Consider the following 21,631-nt stretch of genomic DNA (forward strand, 5'->3'; position numbering starts at 1 on the left):
GGTACTGTGCTTTCCGTGCGTAACCGAGCGATCACCGCGGTAACGGCGAGCATTGTCGCAGTGGCGGCGGTGCTTTCCGGGTGCGCCGTCGCGCCTGCTCCGCCACCGGGGAAGCCTGCGCCGCGGCTGCCGGCGGATTCGATCGCTTACGACACGCTGCCGGTCATCACGAGCCGCCCGAAGCTGTTCCCTGGCGACTGTTCACAGCTCGAAAAGAACCCGCAGTTGCTGGCCTCCCTCGGCGGCAGTTCGCCGATGTACAACCCGTATGCCAAGGCCTGCGTCATGAAACGGTCCGCGGGCACGCAGGTCGAGGTCGGCTCGATGGACCCGGACCAGCGCATCCCGGAGCCGTGGCCCGGCTGGTGGAAGGTCTACGACTACAGCGTCCACCACTTCCGCCGGATGCTGGTGCTGGACCGCTACTACGCGGTTTCCCAGCTCCAGGGATACGGCTGTGTGGTCGCGGTGAACACCGGTTCGCTGCAGGTCCTCACCGTCCGGGTCGGCACCGAAGCGGGCCGCGGACCGGTCCCCGGCGACAATCTCGACGTCGATCGCCAGACCGCTCAGCTGTTCTGCCCGGACGCGCAGAAGGCCGCCGAGGACTACCTGAACACGGTCGACCCGAGCGGCGGTTCGCTGGCGAGCTGACCCGCGGTCACGCCGCTTCTCGCGTGCCCGCCCGCCAGATCGCGACCCCGGCCAGGCCGATCCACACCACCAGCGACGTCGCCAGCGCGACCGGTCCGTGCTTGGCGATCCCCGCGAGCTGCCGCGCGGGTTCGGCCGGATCGACCCATCCCGCGTAGTCGATGCCGCTCTGCAGGAACACGAACAGCAGCGACAGCAGGACGTAAGCGGTGATCGATCCGGCGGTGTTGGGGATCAGCCAGCCGATGGTGACCGCGAGCAGGGTCATGCAGAACCCGCCGAGCAGAATCGTCGCGACCATCGCGCCCGGCCGGGCGTCGAGCAGGAACTGCGTGTCGTATCCGTCGAGCTGGCTTCGGTAGTAGGTGAAGGTCATCAGCAGGTTCAGCCCCGAAGTGACCAGCCAGACCCCGATCGCGATGGTGGCCTGCGCGAGCACGTAGCGCAGCCGCGACGGTTGGGCGAGCAGGGTCGGCTGCGCGCTGCGGTAATGCCATTCCGCGGCGATCAGCTTCACGAGCACGACGTTCATCAGCACCGCGCCGAGCCGGATCGTGAGGAATACCGGCAGCAGCTGCTTGTCGAGCGTGTAGTCGCGCAGTCCGCCCTGTAAGAACAGCAACGACAACGCCACCAACAGGATCGGCGCGGAGATCACCAGTATCTTGTCCGCCACCGTCGCGGTCATCTTCCGCAGTTCGACGCCCACTACGGTGCCGAACGACGCGCGCCGCTGTGCCGGGGCCTGCCACGCGGGCGCCTGCGCCGGGATCATCGGGCTCCTCCGGTGAGCCGGAAGAAAAGCTCTTCCAGGTTCTGCTGTTCCTCGCGCAGCTCCAGCACCTGCACGCGGGCGGCGAACGCGAGGTCGGACACCTGTTTCATCGGGGCGGCGACGGACACCCCGTCCGCGCTGGTCTGGCGCAGTTCGAGCCTGGCGTTGTGCAGCGCGGAGGTCAGCCGGGGCAGGTCGGCGGTGCGGATGAGCGTGCGGGCCGGTCCGGCGAAGCTCTCCAGCGGACCGTCGGCGACGACGCGACCCTGGCCGATCATCACCACGCGGTCCGCGGTCTGGTCCACTTCGGACAGCACGTGGCTGGACAGCAGCACGGTGCCGCCGCGCTGGGCGTAGCCGCGCAGCAACTGCCTGGTGGAGCGGATGCCGTCCGGGTCGAGGCCGTTGATCGGTTCGTCGAGGATCAGCACCGGCGGATCGCACAGCAGCGCCTGCGCGATGCCGAGCCGCTGCCGCATGCCGAGGCTGTACTTGCCGATCCGCCGGTTCGCCGCGTCGGAGAGGCCGACCTGCCCGAGCACCTGGTCCACCCGGGCGGCGGGCAGCCGCATCAGTTTCGCGGCGTTGCGCAGATGATGTCGCCCGGTGCGGCCGGGGTGCACGGCGGACGCGTCGAGCAGCACGCCCGCGACGTGCGCCGGGTTGGGCCACTCGCCGAAGCGGCGGCCGGCGATGGTCGCGGTGCCGGACGTCGGCGTGGTCAGGCCGCAGATCATCCGCAGCGTGGTCGATTTCCCGGCGCCGTTCGGCCCGAGGAACGCGGTCACCGTGCCCGGTCGCAGGCTGAATGACACGGTGTCGACCACCCGGCGTTGGCTGTAGACCTTCACCAGCTCTTGGACGTGCAGCAACCCGTCCCCCTCCCCTTATCCCTGGCCGAAGTTTGTCACACGCTGTGGCCGCCCGGGTGCGGAATCGAACCGCCACGGCCGAAAGACGCCAGCTTCGCCCGCCGTCCGGCGCTTCGATGGTTGAAAGCGAAACAAACGGAAAGGACGGACATGAACCTCGACGGCAAAGTGGCGCTGGTGACTGGTGGGAGCCGCGGAATCGGTGCGGCGACGGCACTGCGGCTCGCCGAGGCTGGGGCGGACGTGGTGCTCACCTACGCGGTGAACGCCGAGCAGGCGGCGGAAGTGGTCGACCGGATCAAGGCGCTCGGCCGCCGTGCGCTCGCGGTCGGTGCGGACAACGCCGATTCGGCGGCGGTCGAAGCCGCGGTGGAAGCGGCGGTCGCCGAGTTCGGGCGGCTGGACGTGCTGGTCAACAACGCGGGCGTCGGTTTCGTCGGACCGCTGGAGCAGACCGGGATGGACGACGTCGACCGCGTGCTCGCGGTGAACGTGCGCGGGGTTTTGGCCGCGACGAAGGCGGCGGCGAAGCACCTCGGCGAGGGCGGCCGGGTGATCACGATCGGCAGCTGCGTGACCGATCGCGTGCCGGGACCGGGAATGGTGCTGTACGCGGTCAGCAAGTCCGCGATGGTCGGGCTGACCAAGGCGCTGGCCCGCGAACTGGCCGCGAACGGCGTGACGGTGAACCTGGTGCACCCGGGGCCGACCGACACGGAAATGAACCCGGCCGACGGCCCGTACGCAGCGGACCAGGCGTCGATGACTGCGGTCGGCCGGTACGGCAAGCCCGCGGAAGTGGCCGACACGGTGGCGTTCCTCGCCTCGCCGGCCAGCGCGTACGTGACCGGCTCGACCATTTCGGTCGACGGCGGCCACGCGGCCTAATCGCTGTAGAGGCCGACGTCGCGGGCGAGGTCGGTGAGCATGGCCTCGAACAGCACGTCCGGCTTGGACACCGGGATCGGGTAGTTGCCGAACACCTCAAGGGTGACGTGGCCGTAGAGCCGCGCCCAGAAGGTGATCATCAGGTAGGTGAGCCCGAGGTCCAGCTTCTCCGACGGGATTTCCCGCCCGGACTCCTTGAGCACCGTCAGCAGGTCCTGCTGGAACGCGGTGAGGTCGTCGCGGAGTTCGGGCGGGACTACGTCGTTCGGCGGCATGACCAGGTCGTGCTGGGCGAGCACGTGGCCGGCCGCGGCGAGGAAGATCTTGCCGAACGGCTCGTCCAGCCTGCGCAGCGCGCTGCCGGTCGCGGTGCCGGTGGCCCCGGTCGGCGACGCGAACACCAGCGTGAATTCCTTGGTGTGGGTCAGCGCCCAGCGGCGGAAGCCTTTGCAGATCTGGAACAGCTGCAGCAGGCCCTCGTCCTTCAGTTCCGCGATGTCCTCGGCGAGTTCGGCGGCGAGGTCGGTGCAGACGTCGAGGCGGAGGTTCTCCAGCAGGTCGTCGCGGGATTCGTAGTAGCGGTACAGGGCCGGTGCGGTGATCCCCAGCTCCCGGGCGATGGCCCGCAGCGTCACGGCTTCCGGACCCTGGCCTACCAGCAGTTTCCGCGCGGTCCGGCGGATGTCCGATTCGGTAGCCGCTCGCGCGCGACCCCTGCGTGTGGGGCTGCTCATTCGGGCAGTCTAGGTGGTCTGGACACCGATTCAGGCGCTGGCGCGCGAATCGGGTCGGTGCCGACGCCGATCACTCGGGGGGCTACGTGATCGGCGCCGGCGACCCGATGCCCTCCCCGGTGCGCTTCCGGTCGGGGCAACGTCATCGGCTCAAGGCCAGTGACGCTCGAAGAAGAGCGAAGGCCGCCGCAGAAGTGACGCCTGGGGGATACGGATCCCCCGATCGAGTGACGGCCAGACGCTGTTCCGCCTGATTGTCGCACTGAGCGCCGAGAAAGTTACAAACGCTTTCACTTTCGGGCACAGATGGCGGAAAGGACGGGCCGTGGCAGAGTAGCGGCATGAGTGCTGCGGTACTGGTAGTCGGGTCCGCGAATGCCGATTTGGTGGTGCCGGTCGACCGGCGCCCCGGCGGCGGCGAGACGGTGCTGGGCGGCGACACCGCGTTGTCTCCGGGCGGCAAGGGCGCGAATACCGCGGTCGCGGCGGGAAAACTCGGCGCGGACGTCGCGTTGCTCGGTGCGGTCGGCGACGATCCGTACGGTCGAATGCTGCGGGATTCGTTGTCGAATGCGGGTGTCGATACGCAATTCGTTCGTACTGTTGATCGGCCTACCGGAATCGCCTACATCACCGTGACTCCGGACGGGGAAAACTCAATCCTCGTCTCCCCCGGCGCGAACTCCGCGCTGGAACCCGGGGACATCACCGACGAAGCGCTGGACGGCACCGGTGTGCTCGTCGCCTCGCTGGAAGTGCCGCTGCCGACGATCGAACGTGCGGTGGTGCGGGCACGCGAAAAAGGCGTGCGAGTGCTGCTGAACCTCTCCCCGGCGGCCGAGGTGTCGCCGGAAACGCTGGCCGCGCTGGACGTCCTGCTGGTCAACGAGCACGAGGCCGCCTACCTGCTCGGCTCCGAGGACGCTGACCCGCGCAAACTGCTCGAACTCGGTCCGCGCGCGGCCGTGGTCACCCTCGGGGCCAAGGGCGCGGCGGTCATTGAGGGCGACAAGTCGACAACGGTCGAGTCGCCCAAGGTCGAGGCGGTCGACACGACGGGCGCGGGCGACGCGTTCGCCGGTGCGCTGGCCGCTGCTCTCGCCGACGGCGCTGACCTGGTCGAAGCCGCTCAGCGGGCGGTGAAGGTGGCTGCGGTGACCGTGACTCGGCATGGTGCTCAGCCGTCCTATCCGACCGCCGCCGAGCTGGACTGACTCACCCCCGGGCCGGGTCGCGGACTCGGCGGAGGGCTGGGGTTTCCGGCAGACTTTGCGGGGCCGGTCGCGCGGAACTGGCCCGCGCGCGGTGGCACGAGGAGGTGCGTCCGGTGGTCGAACGGGTGCGAAATCGGGAAACGGGTGCGGCGCCCCGGCAGATCGCCGCCTGCGTGAGCTATGGTCTAGACCATGTCTGAGAGTGCCGCCGCTCCGGCCGAGTCCGCTGCCGGTTCCTCGCTGACCGGGGTCGCGGTGAGCCCCGGACGCGCGAGCGGACCCGTCGTGCGGGTCGCCGAGCCGCTCGGGGAACCCGCCAGCACGCCCGCGCCGGACGACCCGGCGGCGGAGGCGGCCCGGATCGAGCCCGCCGCGCAGGCGGTCGCCGCGCGGCTGGAGGCGCAGGCCGAGGCCGCGACCGGGGAGGCCGCGACGATCCTGATCACGACCGCCGCGATGGCCGCCGACCCGGCGCTCGCCGCTCAGGCTCAACAGCTGGTGACGGCGCGGAACCTACCCGCGGCCCGCGCCGTCTACCAGGCCGCCGAAGGTTTCGCCGACGCGTTGGCGGCCGCTGGCGGATACATGGCCGAGCGGGTCCGCGACGTCCGGGACGTACGCGACCGGCTCGTCGCCGAACTGCTCGGCGTCGCCCCGCCCGGGGTGCCCGAGCTGGCGTCGCCGAGCGTGCTGGTCGCCCGCGACCTCGCGCCCGCCGACACCGCGGGGCTCGACCCGGCGAAGGTGCTCGCGCTGGTCACCGAGGAGGGCGGGCCGACGAGCCACACCGCGATTCTCGCGCGGGCGCTGGGAATTCCGGCGGTCGTCGCGGTGCGCGGGCTGCTGGCTTCCGACGCGAAGGCGCTGTCGGTTGACGGCGACACCGGCGCGATCGAGGCGGTCGACCCGTCCGCGCCGATCGTCACCGCCGCCGCTTCCGGCCCGCCTGAGTGGAACGGCGTCGGCGAACTGTCCGACGGGCACCGGGTGAAGGTGTACGGCAACGTCGGCTCCCCGGCCGACGCCCAGGCCGCCGCCGACGCGGGTGCCGAGGGCGTCGGGCTGTTCCGCACCGAGTTCTGCTACCTCGACGCGCCGGCCGAGCCGTCGGTCGAAGAGCAGCGAAAAGCTTATGCCGCAGTGCTTTCGCCGTTCCGCGGCAAGCCGGTCATCGTGCGCACGCTGGACGCGGGCGCGGACAAACCGCTCGCGTTCCTGTCGCCGGACGACGAACCCAACCCGGCGCTCGGCGTTCGCGGCCTGCGGATCGCGTTCGACCGGCCGGAGGTGCTCGACCGGCAGCTCGAAGCCATCGCGGGCGCGGCGGAGGATTCCGGCGCGGAAGTTTCAGTGATGGCCCCGATGGTCGGCACCGTCGAGGAAGCCGCGTGGTTCGCCGAGCGCGTGCGCGCCGCCGGGATCGCGCGGGCGGGCGTGATGATCGAGATCCCCGCCGCCGCGCTGCTGGCGCGGGAAATCCTCGGCGTGGTCGATTTCGTGTCCGTCGGCACCAACGATCTGGCCCAGTACACCTTCGCCGCCGACCGGCAGCTCGGCGCGGTCGCGAAGCTGAACGACCCGTGGCAGCCCGGATTGCTGCGCCTGCTGAAGCTGATCGGCGACGCGGCGGAAGCGACCGGCAAACCGGCGGGCGTGTGCGGCGAAGCGGCGGCTGACCCGAGGCTCGCACTGGTGCTGGCCGGGCTCGGCCTGACCAGTCTGTCGATGAACGCCCCGGCGGTCCGCGCGGTCGGCGCGAGCCTGGCGACGGTGTCGCGGGAGCAGGCGCGCGAGATCGCGGCGGCGGCGCTGACCACCGCCGATCCGGCAGCCGCGCGCAAGGCCGTCGCGGAGGCGGTTGCCTAAGCAGGGGACGCCGGATCCGGGTGAGAGATGGGGTACCGGATCCGGCGCCGGACGCTGGTCAGCCGAAGATGCCCCGCCGAGGGTGGCGGATGACCAGCGAGCCTCCGTGGATGCGGCCGGTCAGCACGTAGCGCGGAGTGCCCGCGCGGCCGTTGCTGCCGGTCTTGTCGTCGAGCGAACCGAACTTGATCTCGGTGATCGAGTTGTAGTCCACCGCCGCGTGCGGCGGGATGATCAGCTCGACCGAACCCCACTTCGAGTCGAGTTCGATCTGTACCACCGGGGTGGCGACGCGGGCCTCGGTGAAGTCGAGCTTGGTGCTGCCGTACTTGTTGCGCACCACCATCGCGGCCGGGACCTGCCACGGGCCGCTGCGCTGTAGTGACGAGTACTTGGCGTTGAGCTCGAGCCGCCTGCCGAGCCCGTAGTTCGGGCCGTAGCCGGGCGGCTCGGGGAGCGGCGCGTACTGCGGGGCAGCGCCGGGATGGACCAGCCCGGGCAGGTCGGCGAGGACGGTGTTGAGCTCGCCCCTGGTGCGGGCCGCGAGCGCCTGGTCGGTGCGTTCGGTGAACTCGTCGAGGGTGAGCATCCCCTGCCCGATGGCCTTCTGCAGCACCCCGACCACGTGTTCGCGCTCGTCGTCGGACACCCGGATGTCGCGCTCGGTCAACGGCTTGGTCTCGGTCGCGGGCTGCGCGGCGATCGTCTCTTCCTCGGCCATGGCTTCGATGGTAGAACTCGATTTCCGCTGGCAGATCGGGGAAAAACCCTGAACGGACCCGTACTCCGCGCAACAGTCGCCCTGGTCGCGGCCTGCTGTCTGCTGACGTCCTGCACGAGCGGCGCTCCGGCACCCGCTCCGGTCACCTCGTCGGCGCGCCCGACTCCGACCACACCCCCGCCCACCGGCCTCGACGGCGGCGTCGCCACCGGCGGCATCGGCGTCGAGTTGTTGCTGGCCACGTCGCCGCCGACGGTGTTCGACTCCGACTCCGGTGTGCGCGCCGCGATGCCTGGCGTTCCCGGCGGGCAGCGTGCGGTGTCGGTGCTGCGCGTCGGCCACACCCCGGTCGTGCTGACCGGGCCGATCTGCTCGCAGGCCGCCTGCGATCCGGCCGAGGTGTACGTCTACCTGGGACTTTCGACTCCGCGGTCGCTCGGCAAAGCGGTGAGCGCGGCCCCGGGCGCGGACGGTGCCAGCGTGTGGCTGATCCGCGAGGACGGACCGGACCTCTGCCGGTTGGAACACGTCGCGCTCACCGGCGCCTCGTTCGGCCGGGGCACCGTGGCGTCGTGCCACACGCTCGTCCGGGTGGAAACGTCGCACGGGTTGCTGATCACCGTCGGCGGCGGCACCGCGGAGACGGTCGACGTCCTGATCGACCCGGCCACCGGGCGCACCGTGCAGCAGTCGCCGCGCATCCTCGCCGCGGCCGGCGACCGGCTCCTTCTCGGCGGCCTCACTGATCTGACCGTGCTCGACCTGCGCAGCGGAGCGCGGAAACCGGTGACCCTGCCGGTGCCGCAGCCCAATCCGTCCGTGCTGCCCAGCCGGGACGGCACCGTCGCCGCGGTGGATTTCGGCACCCCGTCGTTCGCCGGAACCGGCACGCAGACCCGCGATCTGTGGCTGCTGAACCTGACCGACGGCACCTGGCAGCAGGCTCCGTCGATGCCGTACTCGACGGAAAACCTGAAGCATTCCGGCCTGGAGTGGACGGAGGCGGGCGACCTGGTCCTCGACGACGGGGTGGTCGCGGCGTGGCATCCGGGCGAACCGGCCTGGCGGCTGGGGAAGGCGAAACTCGCCCCGGCGCAGCAGGCGGCCGGGGTCTCGACCTCGTGACGTTCGAGGTCAGTCCTCGTCGAGCCCGTGTTCGATCGCGTAGCGCGCCAGCTCGACCCGGTTGTGCAGCTGAAGCTTCCGCAATGTCGACTGCACGTGGTTTTCGACGGTCCGGTGCGAGAGAACAAGCCGCTCCGCGATCTGCCGCGCGGTCAGCCCCTTCGCGACCAGGCGGAGTACGTCGGTCTCCCGATCGGTGAGGCGCGGCGGTTCCGGCGCGCCGTCCGGAACATCGGCCATCCGCCGGTACTCGCCGAGCACCAGGCCCGCCAGCCCGGCGGTGAACACCGGATCGCCGTCGGCCGTGCGGCGCACCGCGTCCACCAGCTCCGCCGCGGAAGCGGATTTCACCAGGTAGCCCGAGGCGCCCGCCTTCACCGCTTCCAGCACGTCGCTGTGCTCGCCGCTGGCCGAGAGCACGAGCACGTGCGTGTCCGGCGCCGCCGCGGTGATCTCGCGGGTCGCCTCGACGCCGGACGTGCCGCCGAGGTTCAGGTCCATCAGCACCACGTCCGGGCGCACCGCGCGCGCGATCCGGAGCGCCGCCGGGGCGTCCGGTGCGGTCGCGGCCACCTCGAACCCGTTCTCGCTGAGGTCGCGGGCCACGCCGTCGCGCCACATCGGGTGGTCGTCGACCACCATCACCGAGATCGTCCGTTCCGTCATCGCCCGTCCCTCATCGTGGCTGGCACCCGCACTTCCCACTCCGTGCCCCGGCCGGGAGCGCTGTCCAGCACCGCGGTCCCGCCGAGGTCGGCCACCCGGCCGCGAATCGACTTCACTACCCCGAGCCGGCCCTCGGCCGCCGCTCGCTCCAGCCTGCCGCCCTCGATGCCCGGCCCGTCGTCGCGGACGCTCACCACGACCTCGTCGCCGAGGTCTTCCAGCAGCACCCAGGCGTGCGCGTCCGGACCAGCGTGTTTCTCCACGTTGGCCAGCGCTTCCCGGGTGATCGCGAGGAGCTCCTCGGTGACGTGCGCGGGCAGGTTCACCGTTCCGGCCGGCGTCGAGACCTGCACCGACGTGGTCGACAGCAGCTGCAACGCCGAACGGAGGTCCGCGGTGTCGCCGGAGCGCGTCGGTTCGCTGGTCACCAACGCGCGCAACGCGATCTCCTGCTCCCCCGCGAGCCGCGCCAGCTCCGCTGCTTCGCCGCCTACTTCGAGACCGCGCCGCCGTACGCGCGCGAGAACCTGAAGCACGCTGTCGTGAATCGAGCGCGCGAGCCGTTCACGCTCGGCCGTCGCTGCTTCGGTGCGAAGGGCGCGCGCGAGCGCTTCGGCGGAGCTACGCGCGAGCGTCGCGGCCATGCCGACAAGGAGGCCGCTCGCGCACAACAGCACACCGTCACGGATGACGTCGATGTCGACGTGCCAGCGTGCGACACCAGTACCTACTGCCACGACGAGGCCCGCCGATACGCCGAAGCGCGCGCCGAAGCGCGTTGCCACCGCGATCGGCGCTACCGCTGCCCACACCGTGGTGATCAACGGCGTGGTCGGGTCGGCGAACTGCGCGTCCGACAGGATCCACGGAGAGGTGAGCAAGAGCGCTGTGGTGAGTACGAGGTCGAAGATCACCAGCCAGCGGTGCCGTCCGTTCTCGCGCAAGTACGCCAGACTCGCCACGACAGACCACACGGCCATCACGCCGATGACGAGCCACGCCAGCCACGGCCGCTGGAAGCCCGGGTGGTGCGCGATCGCCACGGCCAGCGCGAACAACCACGTGACGACGCGCAGCACCACGACACCGCGCCACAGCGGTGCCACCGGGTCTCGGACGGATCGAACAGTCACTTCTCGTCTTCGCCGGAGCCGGCGTCCTCGTCTTTCTTGTCCTTGCCGGACTTGCCCGGCTTCTTGCCGTCGTCGCGGTCCGGCGCGTCGTTCGGGTACGCGGCCTTGCTGTGCAGCGCGTCGACGGTCGCCGGATCGGGATCGTGTTCGTGCAGCAGCGACCGGACCCCGGAGTTGAGCACGGCCAGCAGCGGCACCGCGAGCAGCGCGCCCGCGATGCCCGCGGCGACCAGGCCGGTGGCGATCGCGAGCACCACCGCGAGCGGATGCAGCCGCACCGCGCGGCCGAGCAGCAACGGCTGCAGCACATGGCTTTCCAGCTGCATCACGCCGATCACGATGGCCAGCACGACCACCGCGCCGATGATGCCCTTCGACACGAGCGCGATCAGCACCGCGACGCCGCCGGTGATCAGCGCGCCGATGATCGGGATGAACGCGCCGAGGAACACCAGCGTCGCCAGCGGGATCACCAGCGGCACGCCGACGATCCACAGCCCGATGCCGATGCCGACCGCGTCGACCACGGCTACCGCCGCCGTCGCGCGGATGTAGCTGACCAGCGACGCGAACCCGCGCCGTCCCGCCACGTCCACCCGCGAACGCACCCGCGTCGGCACGCCGCGCACCAGGAACGACCAGATGCCGTCGCCGCCGGCGAGGAAGAAGATCGTGACGAAGAGCGTCAGCACGAAGCCGGTGAGGATCTCGCCGACGGTGCCCGCGGTGGTCAGCGCGGTGGTGGTGATCGACGCCTGGTTGTTCTGCAGGAAGCCGATGGCCTGGTTGATGAAGTCCTGGATCTGCTCCTGGCGCAGGTGCAGCGGACCGTTGATGAGCCAGTCCTTGATCTGGTTGAGGCTCGTGGTCAGCTGTTGCTGCAGTTCGGGAAGGCCGCTGGAGAACTGGGTGATCACGAAGGTCAGCAGTCCGCCGAGCACGGCGAGCCCGGCCACGAGCACGATCGCCGTGGCGAGCCCGCGCGGAAAGCGGATCTGCACGAGCCGCGACACCGCGGGGGCCAGCAGCGCCGAAAGCAGCAGCGCGATCGACACCGGCACCACGACCGACGCGAGATAGCCCAGCAGCCACACCACTGCGTACAGCGCGGCGATCACCACGATGAACCGCCACGACAGCGCGGCGGACACGCGCAGTCCGCGCGGGATGAAGCCGGTGACATCGGCGACTGGTTCGGAAAGGGACGGTTGTTCGCGTTGTCCGCGCCCAGGCTGGCTCACGGGGACAACCGTATCGGCCCTGTCGACGAAAACCGGGCGGATCGCCCAGCCGCCGACGCGAATCACCGCTTCGCCGGTGCCGCGCGAACCGACTCGGGAGTAACCGGCCGTCTTCTCCGAGGATGACCCATCGTGAGACCCGGCCACACTCTGTGTTGTTCACACGATGGTGGCATCAAGCCGTGTCAAGGATGCGCGGCGGGCCGGAAATTTGGTTGTCTCGGTTTTGCACCACCGCGGAACTGTGCCGTTCCGCCCGAAAACCGAAATCAATTTTTACCCCTTGAGGAGAAATCACCTGTGACGAACGACGCTGTGCACGAGAGGCGGGGCGCGACGCGCTTCGGCCGTCTCGCGTCGCGTGCGTTGTTCGTCGTCGGCGGCGCGCTCGCGGCGACCGCGGCCGCGTGGACCGTCTCCTCGTCCGCCGCTTCGGCGGACACGGTCGACGCGAGCGTCACGCCGGTCACCGACGCGACGGCCGCCGGAATCGGCGACGTCACCGACGGCGCGGCCCGGTTCGCGGGCGACGTCACCGGTGCGGCACAAGGGCTTTCGTCGTGCGGCCAGGGTGCCACCACGTGGTCTGAACCAGGCACGGCGCGGCCCACCTGCTCGCTCAGCCAGCTCGGCAGTCCGCACCGCGACGATCTCGCCAGTGGCCAGGAGGCCGCCGGAAAGGTCAGCACCGCGGTCAGCGACCTCGGCCAGCACGCGGTCGTCAAGCCGGTGGAGCGCACGCTCGGCTCGCTCGAGCACATCGCGCGCAAGCCGCAGGACGCGCGCCAGGTGATCGCCGACGCGACCACCCCGCCGCCCGCCGCGCAGGATTTCGGCCGGAAGCTGTGGGATCTGCTCGACCCGAGCGCTCCCTCGAACCTGGTCGACCTGCCGAAACTGCCTTCCGCTCCGGCCCCCGGGTCCGAGCAGGTGCCCGCGCCGGGCATTCCCGAGCAGCCCGCCGAGGCGGACCAGAACCTCGGTGCCGCGGCGATGACCACGTCCGACGCACTGCAGTCGGTCTTCCCGTCGATGGACGCGCAATCCGTCGACCCGGTGCAGGGCGTCGAACTGCCCGCGAAGCACCACGGCGGCGACCGCGGCCTGCCCGGCGCGCCGTTCTCCCCGGCGCAGCTTCCCGCCGCGCCGCTTTCCATCCCGAACTCCCCGGCCGGTGGCAGCACCGCGCCCGGCGGACACCTCGACGGACTGAACTTCGGCGTCCCCTCCTGGGTCGTCGCCGCCGTCGACAACGCCGTGGCGGGTTCGACCCGCACCGGCCTCGCGCACACGCCGCGCACCCCGGGCGAGCAGCCCGGCGTCACTCCTGACTGATCCACTTCACCCGCGGGGTCTTTGACGCACCCACGGACACCTTTTGTGTGCCGTTGCCGTCATCGACAGATATCCCGCGGGTTTTTCGCGCGCTGCGCAATTTCCGCGCACGCATTCCCCGGTGCATTCCTGAGACACAGGAGCACCGCCACGAACCCGCAAGGGACCCCGATATGAAGGAGAAAAATCCCATGCAGACCTGGGCAAAGCGCGGACTCCAGACCGCGTTGGTCACGGGTGGGTTGCTGATGCTGGGCACCGGCATCGCCTCGGCCGACGAGAACGTGAACCCGGACACCCCGGCCTCCCCGCTGGATCTCAACGTCACCGTCCCGATCGACGAAGCCAACAACGCGATCGGCACCCCGCTCGGGCAGGTCGACCTGCCGGCGCACCACAACGAGATCAGCACCAAGCCCGTCACCTCCGCCGTCAAGGGAGCGCTCGCCTCGGCGAAGACGCCCGGCGGCTCCGCGGGCAGCCTGACCGACAGCCTCCCGAAGACGGACGCGCCCCGGCAGATCACGCCGACCCACGACGCGTTCAAGGGCAACAAGGTCAACGGCGACGTCGTCGTCCCGATCCAGATCGTGGACAACGCGGTGGGCGTCATCGGCGACGCGCACGTGCAGGGCGGCGACCACAGCCAGACCTACAGCCACAACCAGGACGTCGCGACCGACGGCAAGTACTCGGGCATCGCGGGCAACGTCGTGGCGCTCGACTACGCGCTCCCGGTGCAGATCGCGGGCAACGGCGTCGGCCTGGCCGGCGGCAGCGGCGCGGTGCACGGCGGTTCGGCGCACCAGAGCACCACCGAGACCGGCAACGTCGACACCACCGGCAAGGGCTCCGGCCTGTCCGGCAACGTCGTCGGCGGCCAGTTCGCGACTCCGGTCCAGGTGACCGGCAACGCCGCGTCCTGGATCCTCGGCAACGCCTACAGCGGCGGGTACAACGCCGACACCACCGCCACCTCCGGCGGTTCGATGAAGTCGAACGGCAAGGGCGCCGCGGGCAGCGGCAACGTGGTCGGCGCGCCGATCGCGCTGCCGGTCAAGTTCAACGGCAACGCCGGCGGCGTGTGGGGCTCGGACGCGGACTCCACCTCCAGCTCCTCGGCCGACGCCAAGGCGGGCGACACCCGTCCGGGCAGCCTGAACGGCACCCCGACCTACCTCGAGACCGACGGGGACCAGTCGTTCCTGTCCGGCAACGCCGCCGCCGCGCAGGCCAGCCCGGTCGCGAACGTCGCGTCGGTCGCCGGTTCGTGGATCGGCAACGCCACCACCGGCCAGGCGCTCGACCGCCAGGCCTCGTCCTCCACCCACGAAACCACCGCCACCTCCGGCGGCTTCGTGAAGACGAGCGGCAACGACGCCGCCGGCTCGGCCAACGTGGTCGACCCGGCAGTGGCGCTCCCGGTCGAGGCGTGCGGCGTCGGCGGCACCTACATCGGCCGCGCGGTCGCCAACTGCGACAACACCACCACCGCGACGTCCGGCGACGGCAGCTACACCCGCGGCAACGGCTCCACGCTGACCGGCAACATCGTCAACACCCAGGTGGCGGGCGCCCCCGAGGTGCACGGCATCGGCGGCAGCCACATCGGCAACGCCTCGGGCACCTCGACCGAGACCAAGACCGTCACCGCGGGCAACTACGACGGCAGCCAGGGCAACGACTCGTCGGGCTCGGGCAACATCGTGCAGGTCCCGGTGGCCGCGCCGGCCGAGGTCTTCGGCGTGGGCGGCTCGTTCATCGGGCAGGGCTCGGCCGACGGCTCCGAGACCAAGGTCGTGAAGGCGGGCGGCGGCGGCAACACCGCTGACGACAACGGCTTCCTCAGCTCGAACCTCGCCACCGCGCCGCTGTCCACCCCGGTGCAGCTGTTCGGCATCGGCGGCTCGTTCGTCGGCCAGGGCCACGGCAAGTCCAGCAACGACACCACCTCCACCGCGGGCAACGACGTGCACGCGACCGGAGCGAAGGGCGCGGGCGCGGGCAACCTCGTCGAGGCTCCGGTTTCGCTGCCGGTTCAGGGCCACGGCGTCGGCGGCTCGGTCGCCGGCATCGGCACCGGCATGGCGGACAACCTGACCGACTCGAAGGCGGGCGGCAACGCCAGCGCCGACGGCAAGGACGGCGCGCTCGCCGGCAACATCGTCAAGGCTCCGATCGCCGGTGCGGGCACGATCTTCGGCGACGGGGTCGCCGGGGGCGCGATCGGCCACGGCACCGCCACCAACGACGTCACCTCGACGGCGGGCGGCGACGCCCTCACCGACGGCGACGGCGGCGCGGTCGCGGGCGACATCGTCGGCGCGGACGCGGCTCCGGTCGCGCAGGTCTTCGGCGACGCGGTTTCCGCGGCGGGCGTGTCCTCGGGCGACGCCATGAACAACACCGTCGTCACCGACGCGGGCAAGGACACCACCTCGGGCACCGAGGGTTCGATCTCGGGCGACATCCTGGACCTCCCGGTCCCGGCTGTGGCGCAGGTCTTCGGCGACGGGGTCGCCGTGGGCGGCGTGGCGCACGCGGTGGGCGACAACGTCACCGACGTGACCGACGGCAACGACGCGACCAGCACCGACGGCACCGGCGAAGCCCTCTCCGGCTTCGACTACTACCACCCGCTGGGTGCGCTGGTGCAGGTCTTCGGCGTGCCGCTGGAGGTGCTCGGCGTGGCTACCGCGCAGGCCCCCAACTCGACCGACGTCGAAGAGCCGCCCGCCATCGACGTGCCGATCGGCGGCGAGATGGGCGCCGACCAGCTCCCCGCGCTGCCCGCCATGCCGGGTCTGCCGGGCGGTTCCTCGGCCGCGCCGTCGCTGCCGTCTGCTCCGGCTCTGCCGGGCCTGGGCAGCCTGCCCACCGCCACCACGCTGCCCGCCCCGGCCCTGCCGGGCGCCCAGCGTGCCGACGTGCCGCAGGTCAGCGGACTGTCCGCGCTGAACCAGCTCAACCAGCTGAAGGGCGCTTCGGCGCTGCCTTCGGTTTCCGGGCTGCAGAACGGCATCCACCTGCCGTCGGCTCCGTCGGTTCCGGGTCTGCCCGGCGTTCCGGCTCTGCCGGGTGCGGGCGCCGAGCGCGCGGACGTTCCGGCGGTGCCGGCCGTTCCCGCTCAGCTGCCGGTGAAGACCTCGCTGCCGACGCTGGGCCAGCTGCCCGCCTTCGCCGCGGTGCCCGCCGTTCCGGGCGCCCCGACGACGCTGCCGACCGCCGTGCCGACCGCTCCGGCCGTGCCGGCGATCGGTGACGCGACCGGCCCGCTGGGTGCGTTCCAGAAGCTGGCCGCGAAGGTGACCGGCATCTTCAAGAAGTGAACCGCTTCGCCTGAAGCGAGCCGGGGATAACCTCGGACGGGCCCGGAAGCCGTGTGCTTCCGGGCCCGTTTTTTGTGCTGGGTCAGGAGAATTCGAGCGACCGCTTCGCCAGGCCGTGCCAGAAACCGTCGATCACCGTGCGGCCTTCGCCCTCGGCCGAGCTGGCGCCGAGCGACACGAACAGCGGCGCGAAGTGCTCGATCCGCGGGTGCGCCATCGCGGCGGCGGGTGCCTTGTGCTGGAAGTCGAGCAACGCGTCGAGGTCGCGGTCGCGCAGCACCTCCTCGCCCCAGTGGTCGAATTCCGCGGACCACCCCGGCGGAGTTCCGTTGGCGCCGTTGACTTCCTGCATCGCGCGGAGGTTGTGGGTGAAGAATCCGCTGCCGATGATCAGCACGCCCTCGTCGCGCAGCGGCGCGAGCTTGCGGCCGAGGTCGTAGAGCGCCCGCGGGTCGAGCGAGGGCATGGAAATCTGCAGCACCGGGACGTCGGCGTCGGGGAACATCTCCACCAGCGGGACGTACGCGCCGTGGTCGAGGCCGCGGTCCGGGGCGTCGTGCACCGGGGTTTCGGTCGAATGCAGCAGCTTGCGCACCTGCGCGGCCAGCTCCGGAGCGCCCGGTGCGGCGTATTTGACCTGGTAGTAGCGCTCGGGGAAGCCCCAGAAGTCGTAGACAAGCGGGACCGTCGTGGTCGCCCCGAGTGTCAGCGGAGCTTCTTCCCAGTGCGCCGAAACGACCAGGATCGCGCGAGGTTTGGCCAGGTCAGCGGACCATCCGGCGAGCTGCCGGGTCCATGTCGCGTCGTCGGCGAGCGGCGGCGCACCGTGGCTCAGGTACAGGACCGGCGTGCGGTTCGCCATGACTGCCTCCGGTTGTTTGAAAGTTCAACTACAACCGTACGCCTGGTTCGCGGACTTGGCGAATTCGTCCTCGGCGGCCCGCTGGATGCGGCAGACTCACCCGGTGGAGTTCTTCTGCTATCACCGCGACCGCCCCGGCTCCGCCGCGTTGCGCGCCGAGCTGATCGAAGCGCATTGGTCCTATATGGACGGTTTCGAGTTGATCGCCCGCGGCCCAACGCTAGACGGCGACACTCCGACCGGCAGCGTGCACATCGTCGACCTTTCGGATGCCGCCGCCGTCCGCGAATTCGCTTTCGCCGAACCGAATTACCAGGCCGGTGCCTACCGGGACGTCCTGATTCGCCGCTGGGACAACGCTCTCGGCCGCACTATGTGGGAATTCCCCGGCGATCCGGAGGCGGCTGGCCTGTATTTGGTGCTGGGCTTGGGTTCCGGCCCCGCCGTCGACCTCGAGCCGTCCGCCACGGAGTCCTTGATCGCCTACGGCCCGCTGTGGTCCGACGACGGCGCCGCCTGGCTCGGCACCGCGGCGCTGGTGCAAGCCGCCGACGCCGACGCGGCGCGCGGAATCCTTACCGCGGAACGCTATGCCGCGATCGAGGTGCACGACTGGCAACCAGGCGGCCGTCCCTGATCGTCAGCGGGCAGACCGCAACACGATTCCGGCAGCTGTCAGTGCGGCAAGTACGAGAACCGCGGCGAAAACCGTTGAGCCAGTAGCGATTCCGAGGGCGTCACTGAGGTATCCGGTGCCGACCGGCAGCAGTGCCGCCGGGAGGTAGCCGCCGAAGTTGAGCAGAGCGTTGGCTTCGGCACGCCTTCGCTCGGGCACGTGGGTGCTGATCAGGGTGAGCCCGCCGAGTTGGCCGAGTCCCTGCGCGGCTCCCGCGAGCACCGCGGTCACGACGATGGCCGCGATCCACTGCGCGTGCACGGCGACCAGCAACGCGGCCATGCAGGCGACTCCCGCCACTGCGCCAGTCAGCAGGATGGCATGGACCTCGAGCCGCTTCGCCGCGAACTGAACCGCAGTCGCCGCACCGAACATGACGAACGCGGTCGCGCCGGCGAGCAGGCGATTGCTGGTGCCGAGCACGTTGGCCAGCAGGGCCGGTCCAAGGGAAAGCACAAACGACGTCGACGTGATCCCCGGCGCGAAAACCGCGATCCCGAGCGCGACGTACTTGCGCTGTGCCTTCGGCACCGAAGGAACCCGCACCCAGCCGCCCGCACCGGAATCGACCGGACGCCGCAACGGCAGCCGGATAACCACGACTCCCGCACTGAGCAGCAGCACCGCCGAAACCGCGAAGATCGTCACCGTCGGCCCAGGCAAAGTTTCCGACAGCGCCCCGGCCAGCAGCGGCCCAAGCCCGGCCCCGAACACCATCGCGGTAGACGCCGCGAGCGTCGAGGTCCGCGCGCGTCCAGGCCCGCCGACGTCGACCACCGCCGCCATCCCCGCCGACACCGTGATGCCGACCGCGATCCCGGCCAGCAACCGAGCGATCGCCAACGCGAGCACCGACGTCGCGACGGCGAACAACCCGCAAGCGATCAGCGCGAGCAAAACCCCAGGCAACACAACGGGTTTACGCCCGAGTCGATCCGACGCGCGCCCCGCGACGAGCAGCGCGGCCAGCAATCCGGCGATGTAGGCCGCGAAGATCACCGTCAGCGTGCCAGCGGAGAACCCGAGCCGGTGCTGCCACAGCACGTACAGCGGGGTCGGCGCGTTCGAAAGCACGAACACCGCGGTGACCGGCCAAGCGGCAAGCCAAGGACTACCGACCCGCGAGGGTGCGACGACGGCCATGGATCCTCCAGTACGAGATTAGTCGAACTAGAACCTAGCAGCAGTTCGACTAATCTCGTACTGGAGTGGTTGAATGTGGGCATGCCCTCGGTGACCAATCCGGATGCCCCGCCCGCCGACCTCCCGTCGCCGCTGCCCGAACCGGCTCGGGAAGACCTCCGGCTGGAAACCGTCCTAGGCGCATTGAGCGACCCGTTGCGGCTGACGATCGTGCGAAAACTGCTGCTGGAACGCGAGGCTTACGACCATCCGTGCGGCTGGTTCGGGTTCGACCGCCCGAAATCGTCGCTGACCCACCACTTCAAGGCTTTGCGCGAGGCAGGTGTCCTGCGGCAGCGGCAATACGGGCTGGAACGCCGCAGCCGGGTGCGCATCGAGGACCTCAACGCGCGCTTCCCCGGACTGCTGGACCTGGTCGCGGAGTGGCAGCCCGCTTCTTAGCGCACTTTTGGGGAACGATCGTTCTTGACTGATCGTTCCCCAAAATTCTATAGTCGAGCCATGGGCAGGCGAAGGGCGTTCGACGAGGACGAGGTGGTGCGCGCCGCCGTGGGGTTGTTCGGTGGCCGCGCGTACGACGGAGTTTCTGTCGACGACCTCGTCACCCACCTCGGCGTGCACCGCAACAGCTTGTACAAGACGTTCGGCAGCAAACGCGGCCTCTACCTGGTCGCGCTGCGCCGCCACCTCGCCGATGACGTCCGTCCCTTGGCCCAAGCACTCGCCGCGGCAACAGATTCCGCGACCGTGCTGCGATTGGTTGGTTCGGCCGACCTTGGTCTGCTCCTGCTCGCGGTGGTCGAACGAGCACCGGCCGACGAGGAAGTAGCCGCCGAAGTGGCTGCAGCCTTGGCCTCGCTCGACCAGGCAATCGCCGACGCGCTCGACATCTCCACCGAACTGGCCGCCGCACTCACGGCGGCCGCACTGGGCCTACGCCTGCGCGGCAACCCCGACGGTGCCGCCGCCGCGCTGACTCATCACCTCGATCCCCTTAACTGACAAGGAAACAGCCATGGCACTGGTCTCCATCGACGGCGACGACCTCGTTGTCGTGATCGAAGGTCTCGACAAACTGTGGGCCTTCAAGAGCAGCCTGACCATCCCGCTGGACCACGTCCGCGGCGCGACTGCGGATCCCGGCATCGCCGCTGACCCCAAGGGAATCCGCGCGCCGGGCGCACACGTGCCCGGCGTGATCACGGCGGGTACGTTCCACCTCGACGGCGAAAAGGTCTTCTGGGACGTCAAGGACCCGTCGAAGGCCGTGGTGCTCGAACTAGCCGACGAGCGCTACGCCCGCCTGGTCGTCCAGGTCGACGATCCCCGCGCGACCGTCGCGCTGGTCGAGAACGCCTTGCGGTGAGCCGATGTTCACCCACCTCACGGCTGTCGTGCTGTCGTTGGCCGGCGTGACCGCCGCCCCGGTCAGCCTCGTGCCCGCCGCCGACCGCGAGATCGTCTTCACCGTCGACGGGACGACGACGTACGGCACCCTGCACGTTCCCGCGCATCACACCGGGCAACGGCTGCGCGCCGCATTGCTGTTGCCCGGCAGCGGACCCACCGATCGCGACGGCAACCAATCGCACGCGTCCCCGAATACCTTGGCGCAGGTCGCCGACGCGCTCGACCACGACCGAGTCGCCACGCTGCGGTTCGACAAGTACGGCACCGGCCGCACCGGGCTCGGCGCTTATCGCGACCACCCGGAACAGCTCGACTATCCAGCGTTCGTCCGGCAGGCGAAGGCCGCCTACGAGACGTTGCGCGACCAGCCGGAGACCAACCCGCACGCGCTGACGGTCGTCGGGCACAGCGAAGGCGCGATGACCGCACTGCTGCTCGGCGGCACCGCCCACCCACGCCCGACCGGCCTGGCCCTGCTGCAGCCGCAGGCGATCCGCCTGCTGGACCTGGTCGCGCTGCAACTGCACGCCCAGATCGCCGAGGCTGTCGCGCAGGGCCAGCTCGCCCTGGAACAGCAGCACACAATCGACACGGCGATCGACGCCGCCGTCACCGCCCTGCGCGCACACCGACCGGTCGACCCCACCGGCCTGCCGCCCGCCGTCGCGCAACTCTTCAAGGCCTTCCAAGGACAGAACAGCCGCTTCGTGGACAGCGACGACGCCGTCTACCCGCCGGACACCGCAGCGGCCCTGCGACCGGGGACCCGGGTACTGCTGACCTGCGGCACTGCCGACGCCCAAGTCCCTTGCGCCACAACGGACGCCTTGACCGCCGCGCTACGCCACGCGCACGTCAGCGGACCAGGCCGGATGCCGCTGCCGGGAGTGGACCACCTGCTGCACGACGCCGACCACCCGGACACCCTCGCCCCGGCCGCGCTCGAAGCGCTGCACCGATTCGCGCGATGCTGACGCGAACCGGACA

At 70.5% G+C, this 21,631-nt stretch carries 21 protein-coding genes; 12 read left to right on the top strand and 9 right to left on the bottom strand.

Features of this window, described 5'->3' with window-relative positions; translation table 11 throughout:
* Positions 1 to 15 precede the first annotated feature (15 nt).
* Complete coding sequence (locus AB5I40_RS26910) at positions 16 to 654, top strand: hypothetical protein (protein WP_370932795.1); 639 nt, start codon at positions 16 to 18, stop codon at positions 652 to 654.
* Positions 655 to 661: 7 nt separating this feature from the next.
* Here AB5I40_RS26910 and AB5I40_RS26915 read toward each other — a convergent pair whose 3' ends face one another.
* Both AB5I40_RS26915 and AB5I40_RS26920 read right to left on the bottom strand, forming a co-directional pair.
* The gene (locus AB5I40_RS26915; protein WP_370932796.1) at positions 662 to 1,429 is read right to left on the bottom strand and encodes a hypothetical protein; all 768 of its coding nucleotides are present in this window, start codon (positions 1,427 to 1,429) and stop codon (positions 662 to 664) included.
* The gene (locus AB5I40_RS26920; protein WP_370932798.1) at positions 1,426 to 2,301 is read right to left on the bottom strand and encodes an ABC transporter ATP-binding protein; all 876 of its coding nucleotides are present in this window, start codon (positions 2,299 to 2,301) and stop codon (positions 1,426 to 1,428) included. The genes AB5I40_RS26915 and AB5I40_RS26920 overlap by 4 nt, the downstream gene beginning before the upstream one ends.
* Before the next feature lie 150 nt (positions 2,302 to 2,451).
* Here AB5I40_RS26920 and AB5I40_RS26925 point away from each other — a divergent pair, with 150 nt between their 5' ends.
* On the top strand, positions 2,452 to 3,189 hold the full coding sequence (locus AB5I40_RS26925) for a 3-oxoacyl-ACP reductase family protein (RefSeq protein WP_037364182.1): 738 nt from the start codon (positions 2,452 to 2,454) through the stop codon (positions 3,187 to 3,189).
* Here the strand turns inward: AB5I40_RS26925 and AB5I40_RS26930 are convergent.
* On the bottom strand, positions 3,186 to 3,923 hold the full coding sequence (locus AB5I40_RS26930; protein ID WP_370932799.1) for a TetR/AcrR family transcriptional regulator: 738 nt from the start codon (positions 3,921 to 3,923) through the stop codon (positions 3,186 to 3,188). The two genes, AB5I40_RS26925 and AB5I40_RS26930, sit on opposite strands and share 4 nt — an antisense overlap.
* A 341-nt stretch (positions 3,924 to 4,264) precedes the next feature.
* On the opposite strand from AB5I40_RS26930, the gene AB5I40_RS26935 reads away from it, so the two are divergent.
* Complete coding sequence (locus AB5I40_RS26935) at positions 4,265 to 5,137, top strand: ribokinase (RefSeq protein WP_370932800.1); 873 nt, start codon at positions 4,265 to 4,267, stop codon at positions 5,135 to 5,137.
* Between the two features lie 192 nt (positions 5,138 to 5,329).
* A complete protein-coding gene (gene ptsP, locus AB5I40_RS26940) occupies positions 5,330 to 7,003 on the top strand; it encodes a phosphoenolpyruvate--protein phosphotransferase (RefSeq protein WP_370932802.1) in 1,674 nt (557 codons plus the stop codon).
* 58 nt (positions 7,004 to 7,061) lie between these two features.
* Here ptsP and AB5I40_RS26945 read toward each other — a convergent pair whose 3' ends face one another.
* A complete protein-coding gene (locus AB5I40_RS26945; RefSeq protein ID WP_370932803.1) occupies positions 7,062 to 7,724 on the bottom strand; it encodes a DUF1707 domain-containing protein in 663 nt (220 codons plus the stop codon).
* A gap of 231 nt (positions 7,725 to 7,955) precedes the next feature.
* Between AB5I40_RS26945 and AB5I40_RS26950 the strand changes: the two genes are divergently transcribed.
* Positions 7,956 to 8,849 carry a hypothetical protein gene (locus AB5I40_RS26950; RefSeq protein WP_370932805.1) on the top strand — a complete coding sequence of 298 codons (894 nt, stop codon included), beginning with the start codon at positions 7,956 to 7,958 and terminating at the stop codon, positions 8,847 to 8,849.
* A 9-nt stretch (positions 8,850 to 8,858) separates the two neighbouring features.
* On the opposite strand, the gene AB5I40_RS26955 is transcribed toward AB5I40_RS26950, so the two are convergent.
* Genes AB5I40_RS26955 through AB5I40_RS26965 form a run of 3 tightly spaced genes read right to left on the bottom strand, consistent with a single transcriptional unit; the run spans position 8,859 to position 11,889 of the window.
* Positions 8,859 to 9,515: a response regulator gene (locus tag AB5I40_RS26955; RefSeq protein ID WP_370932807.1), complete on the bottom strand. Its 657-nt coding sequence runs from the start codon at positions 9,513 to 9,515 to the stop codon at positions 8,859 to 8,861.
* Positions 9,512 to 10,648 (bottom strand): MacS family sensor histidine kinase, encoded by a 1,137-nt coding sequence (macS, locus tag AB5I40_RS26960; RefSeq protein WP_370932808.1) that lies wholly within the window; start codon positions 10,646 to 10,648, stop codon positions 9,512 to 9,514. The genes AB5I40_RS26955 and macS overlap by 4 nt, the downstream gene beginning before the upstream one ends.
* Complete coding sequence (locus AB5I40_RS26965) at positions 10,645 to 11,889, bottom strand: AI-2E family transporter (protein ID WP_370932810.1); 1,245 nt, start codon at positions 11,887 to 11,889, stop codon at positions 10,645 to 10,647. Before AB5I40_RS26965 ends, macS begins: the two co-directional genes overlap by 4 nt.
* A gap of 300 nt (positions 11,890 to 12,189) precedes the next feature.
* Between AB5I40_RS26965 and AB5I40_RS26970 the strand changes: the two genes are divergently transcribed.
* Both AB5I40_RS26970 and AB5I40_RS26975 read left to right on the top strand, forming a co-directional pair.
* On the top strand, positions 12,190 to 13,224 hold the full coding sequence (locus AB5I40_RS26970; protein WP_370932811.1) for a hypothetical protein: 1,035 nt from the start codon (positions 12,190 to 12,192) through the stop codon (positions 13,222 to 13,224).
* A gap of 191 nt (positions 13,225 to 13,415) precedes the next feature.
* A complete protein-coding gene (locus AB5I40_RS26975; protein ID WP_370932813.1) occupies positions 13,416 to 16,553 on the top strand; it encodes a PE-PGRS family protein in 3,138 nt (1,045 codons plus the stop codon).
* Positions 16,554 to 16,635: 82 nt separating this feature from the next.
* On the opposite strand, the gene AB5I40_RS26980 is transcribed toward AB5I40_RS26975, so the two are convergent.
* Complete coding sequence (locus AB5I40_RS26980) at positions 16,636 to 17,415, bottom strand: dioxygenase (protein ID WP_370932814.1); 780 nt, start codon at positions 17,413 to 17,415, stop codon at positions 16,636 to 16,638.
* 103 nt (positions 17,416 to 17,518) lie between these two features.
* Between AB5I40_RS26980 and AB5I40_RS26985 the strand changes: the two genes are divergently transcribed.
* On the top strand, positions 17,519 to 18,052 hold the full coding sequence (locus AB5I40_RS26985) for a YciI family protein (RefSeq protein WP_370932815.1): 534 nt from the start codon (positions 17,519 to 17,521) through the stop codon (positions 18,050 to 18,052).
* Between the two features lie 3 nt (positions 18,053 to 18,055).
* Here the strand turns inward: AB5I40_RS26985 and AB5I40_RS26990 are convergent, their stop codons facing one another.
* Positions 18,056 to 19,234 (bottom strand): MFS transporter, encoded by a 1,179-nt coding sequence (locus AB5I40_RS26990; protein WP_370932817.1) that lies wholly within the window; start codon positions 19,232 to 19,234, stop codon positions 18,056 to 18,058.
* A gap of 81 nt (positions 19,235 to 19,315) precedes the next feature.
* Between AB5I40_RS26990 and AB5I40_RS26995 the strand changes: the two genes are divergently transcribed.
* From AB5I40_RS26995 to AB5I40_RS27010, 4 genes are read left to right on the top strand one after another with little or no spacing between them, the layout of a single operon-like run.
* A complete protein-coding gene (locus AB5I40_RS26995) occupies positions 19,316 to 19,675 on the top strand; it encodes an ArsR/SmtB family transcription factor (RefSeq protein WP_370932819.1) in 360 nt (119 codons plus the stop codon).
* 60 nt (positions 19,676 to 19,735) lie between these two features.
* Positions 19,736 to 20,236 (top strand): TetR/AcrR family transcriptional regulator, encoded by a 501-nt coding sequence (locus AB5I40_RS27000; protein WP_370932820.1) that lies wholly within the window; start codon positions 19,736 to 19,738, stop codon positions 20,234 to 20,236.
* 13 nt (positions 20,237 to 20,249) lie between these two features.
* Positions 20,250 to 20,600, top strand: coding sequence for a hypothetical protein (locus tag AB5I40_RS27005; protein ID WP_354735803.1), 351 nt, complete (start codon positions 20,250 to 20,252; stop codon positions 20,598 to 20,600).
* 4 nt (positions 20,601 to 20,604) lie between these two features.
* Entirely contained in the window at positions 20,605 to 21,618 is a 1,014-nt protein-coding gene (locus AB5I40_RS27010) for a serine aminopeptidase domain-containing protein (RefSeq protein WP_370932822.1), read from the top strand.
* Positions 21,619 to 21,631 lie beyond the last annotated feature (13 nt).

This window comes from Amycolatopsis sp. cg13 (assembly GCF_041346965.1).
In the GTDB taxonomy this organism is placed as follows: Bacteria; Actinomycetota; Actinomycetes; order Mycobacteriales; family Pseudonocardiaceae; genus Amycolatopsis.

Excerpts from the sequence above, each read along its gene's own strand:
- ptsP (WP_370932802.1), top strand. The coding sequence starts at position 5,330 with ATGTCTGAGAGTGCCGCCGCTCCGGCCGAGTCCGCTGCCGGTTCCTCG.
- AB5I40_RS26945 (WP_370932803.1), bottom strand. The coding sequence starts at position 7,724 with ATGGCCGAGGAAGAGACGATCGCCGCGCAGCCCGCGACCGAGACCAAG.
- AB5I40_RS26930 (WP_370932799.1), bottom strand. The coding sequence starts at position 3,923 with ATGAGCAGCCCCACACGCAGGGGTCGCGCGCGAGCGGCTACCGAATCG.
- AB5I40_RS26975 (WP_370932813.1), top strand. The coding sequence starts at position 13,416 with ATGCAGACCTGGGCAAAGCGCGGACTCCAGACCGCGTTGGTCACGGGT.
- AB5I40_RS26990 (WP_370932817.1), bottom strand. The coding sequence starts at position 19,234 with ATGGCCGTCGTCGCACCCTCGCGGGTCGGTAGTCCTTGGCTTGCCGCT.
- AB5I40_RS27005 (WP_354735803.1), top strand. The coding sequence starts at position 20,250 with ATGGCACTGGTCTCCATCGACGGCGACGACCTCGTTGTCGTGATCGAA.
- AB5I40_RS26955 (WP_370932807.1), bottom strand. The coding sequence starts at position 9,515 with ATGACGGAACGGACGATCTCGGTGATGGTGGTCGACGACCACCCGATG.
- AB5I40_RS26935 (WP_370932800.1), top strand. The coding sequence starts at position 4,265 with ATGAGTGCTGCGGTACTGGTAGTCGGGTCCGCGAATGCCGATTTGGTG.
- AB5I40_RS27010 (WP_370932822.1), top strand. The coding sequence starts at position 20,605 with ATGTTCACCCACCTCACGGCTGTCGTGCTGTCGTTGGCCGGCGTGACC.
- AB5I40_RS26915 (WP_370932796.1), bottom strand. The coding sequence starts at position 1,429 with ATGATCCCGGCGCAGGCGCCCGCGTGGCAGGCCCCGGCACAGCGGCGC.
- AB5I40_RS26980 (WP_370932814.1), bottom strand. The coding sequence starts at position 17,415 with ATGGCGAACCGCACGCCGGTCCTGTACCTGAGCCACGGTGCGCCGCCG.
- AB5I40_RS26995 (WP_370932819.1), top strand. The coding sequence starts at position 19,316 with ATGCCCTCGGTGACCAATCCGGATGCCCCGCCCGCCGACCTCCCGTCG.
- AB5I40_RS26925 (WP_037364182.1), top strand. The coding sequence starts at position 2,452 with ATGAACCTCGACGGCAAAGTGGCGCTGGTGACTGGTGGGAGCCGCGGA.
- AB5I40_RS27000 (WP_370932820.1), top strand. The coding sequence starts at position 19,736 with ATGGGCAGGCGAAGGGCGTTCGACGAGGACGAGGTGGTGCGCGCCGCC.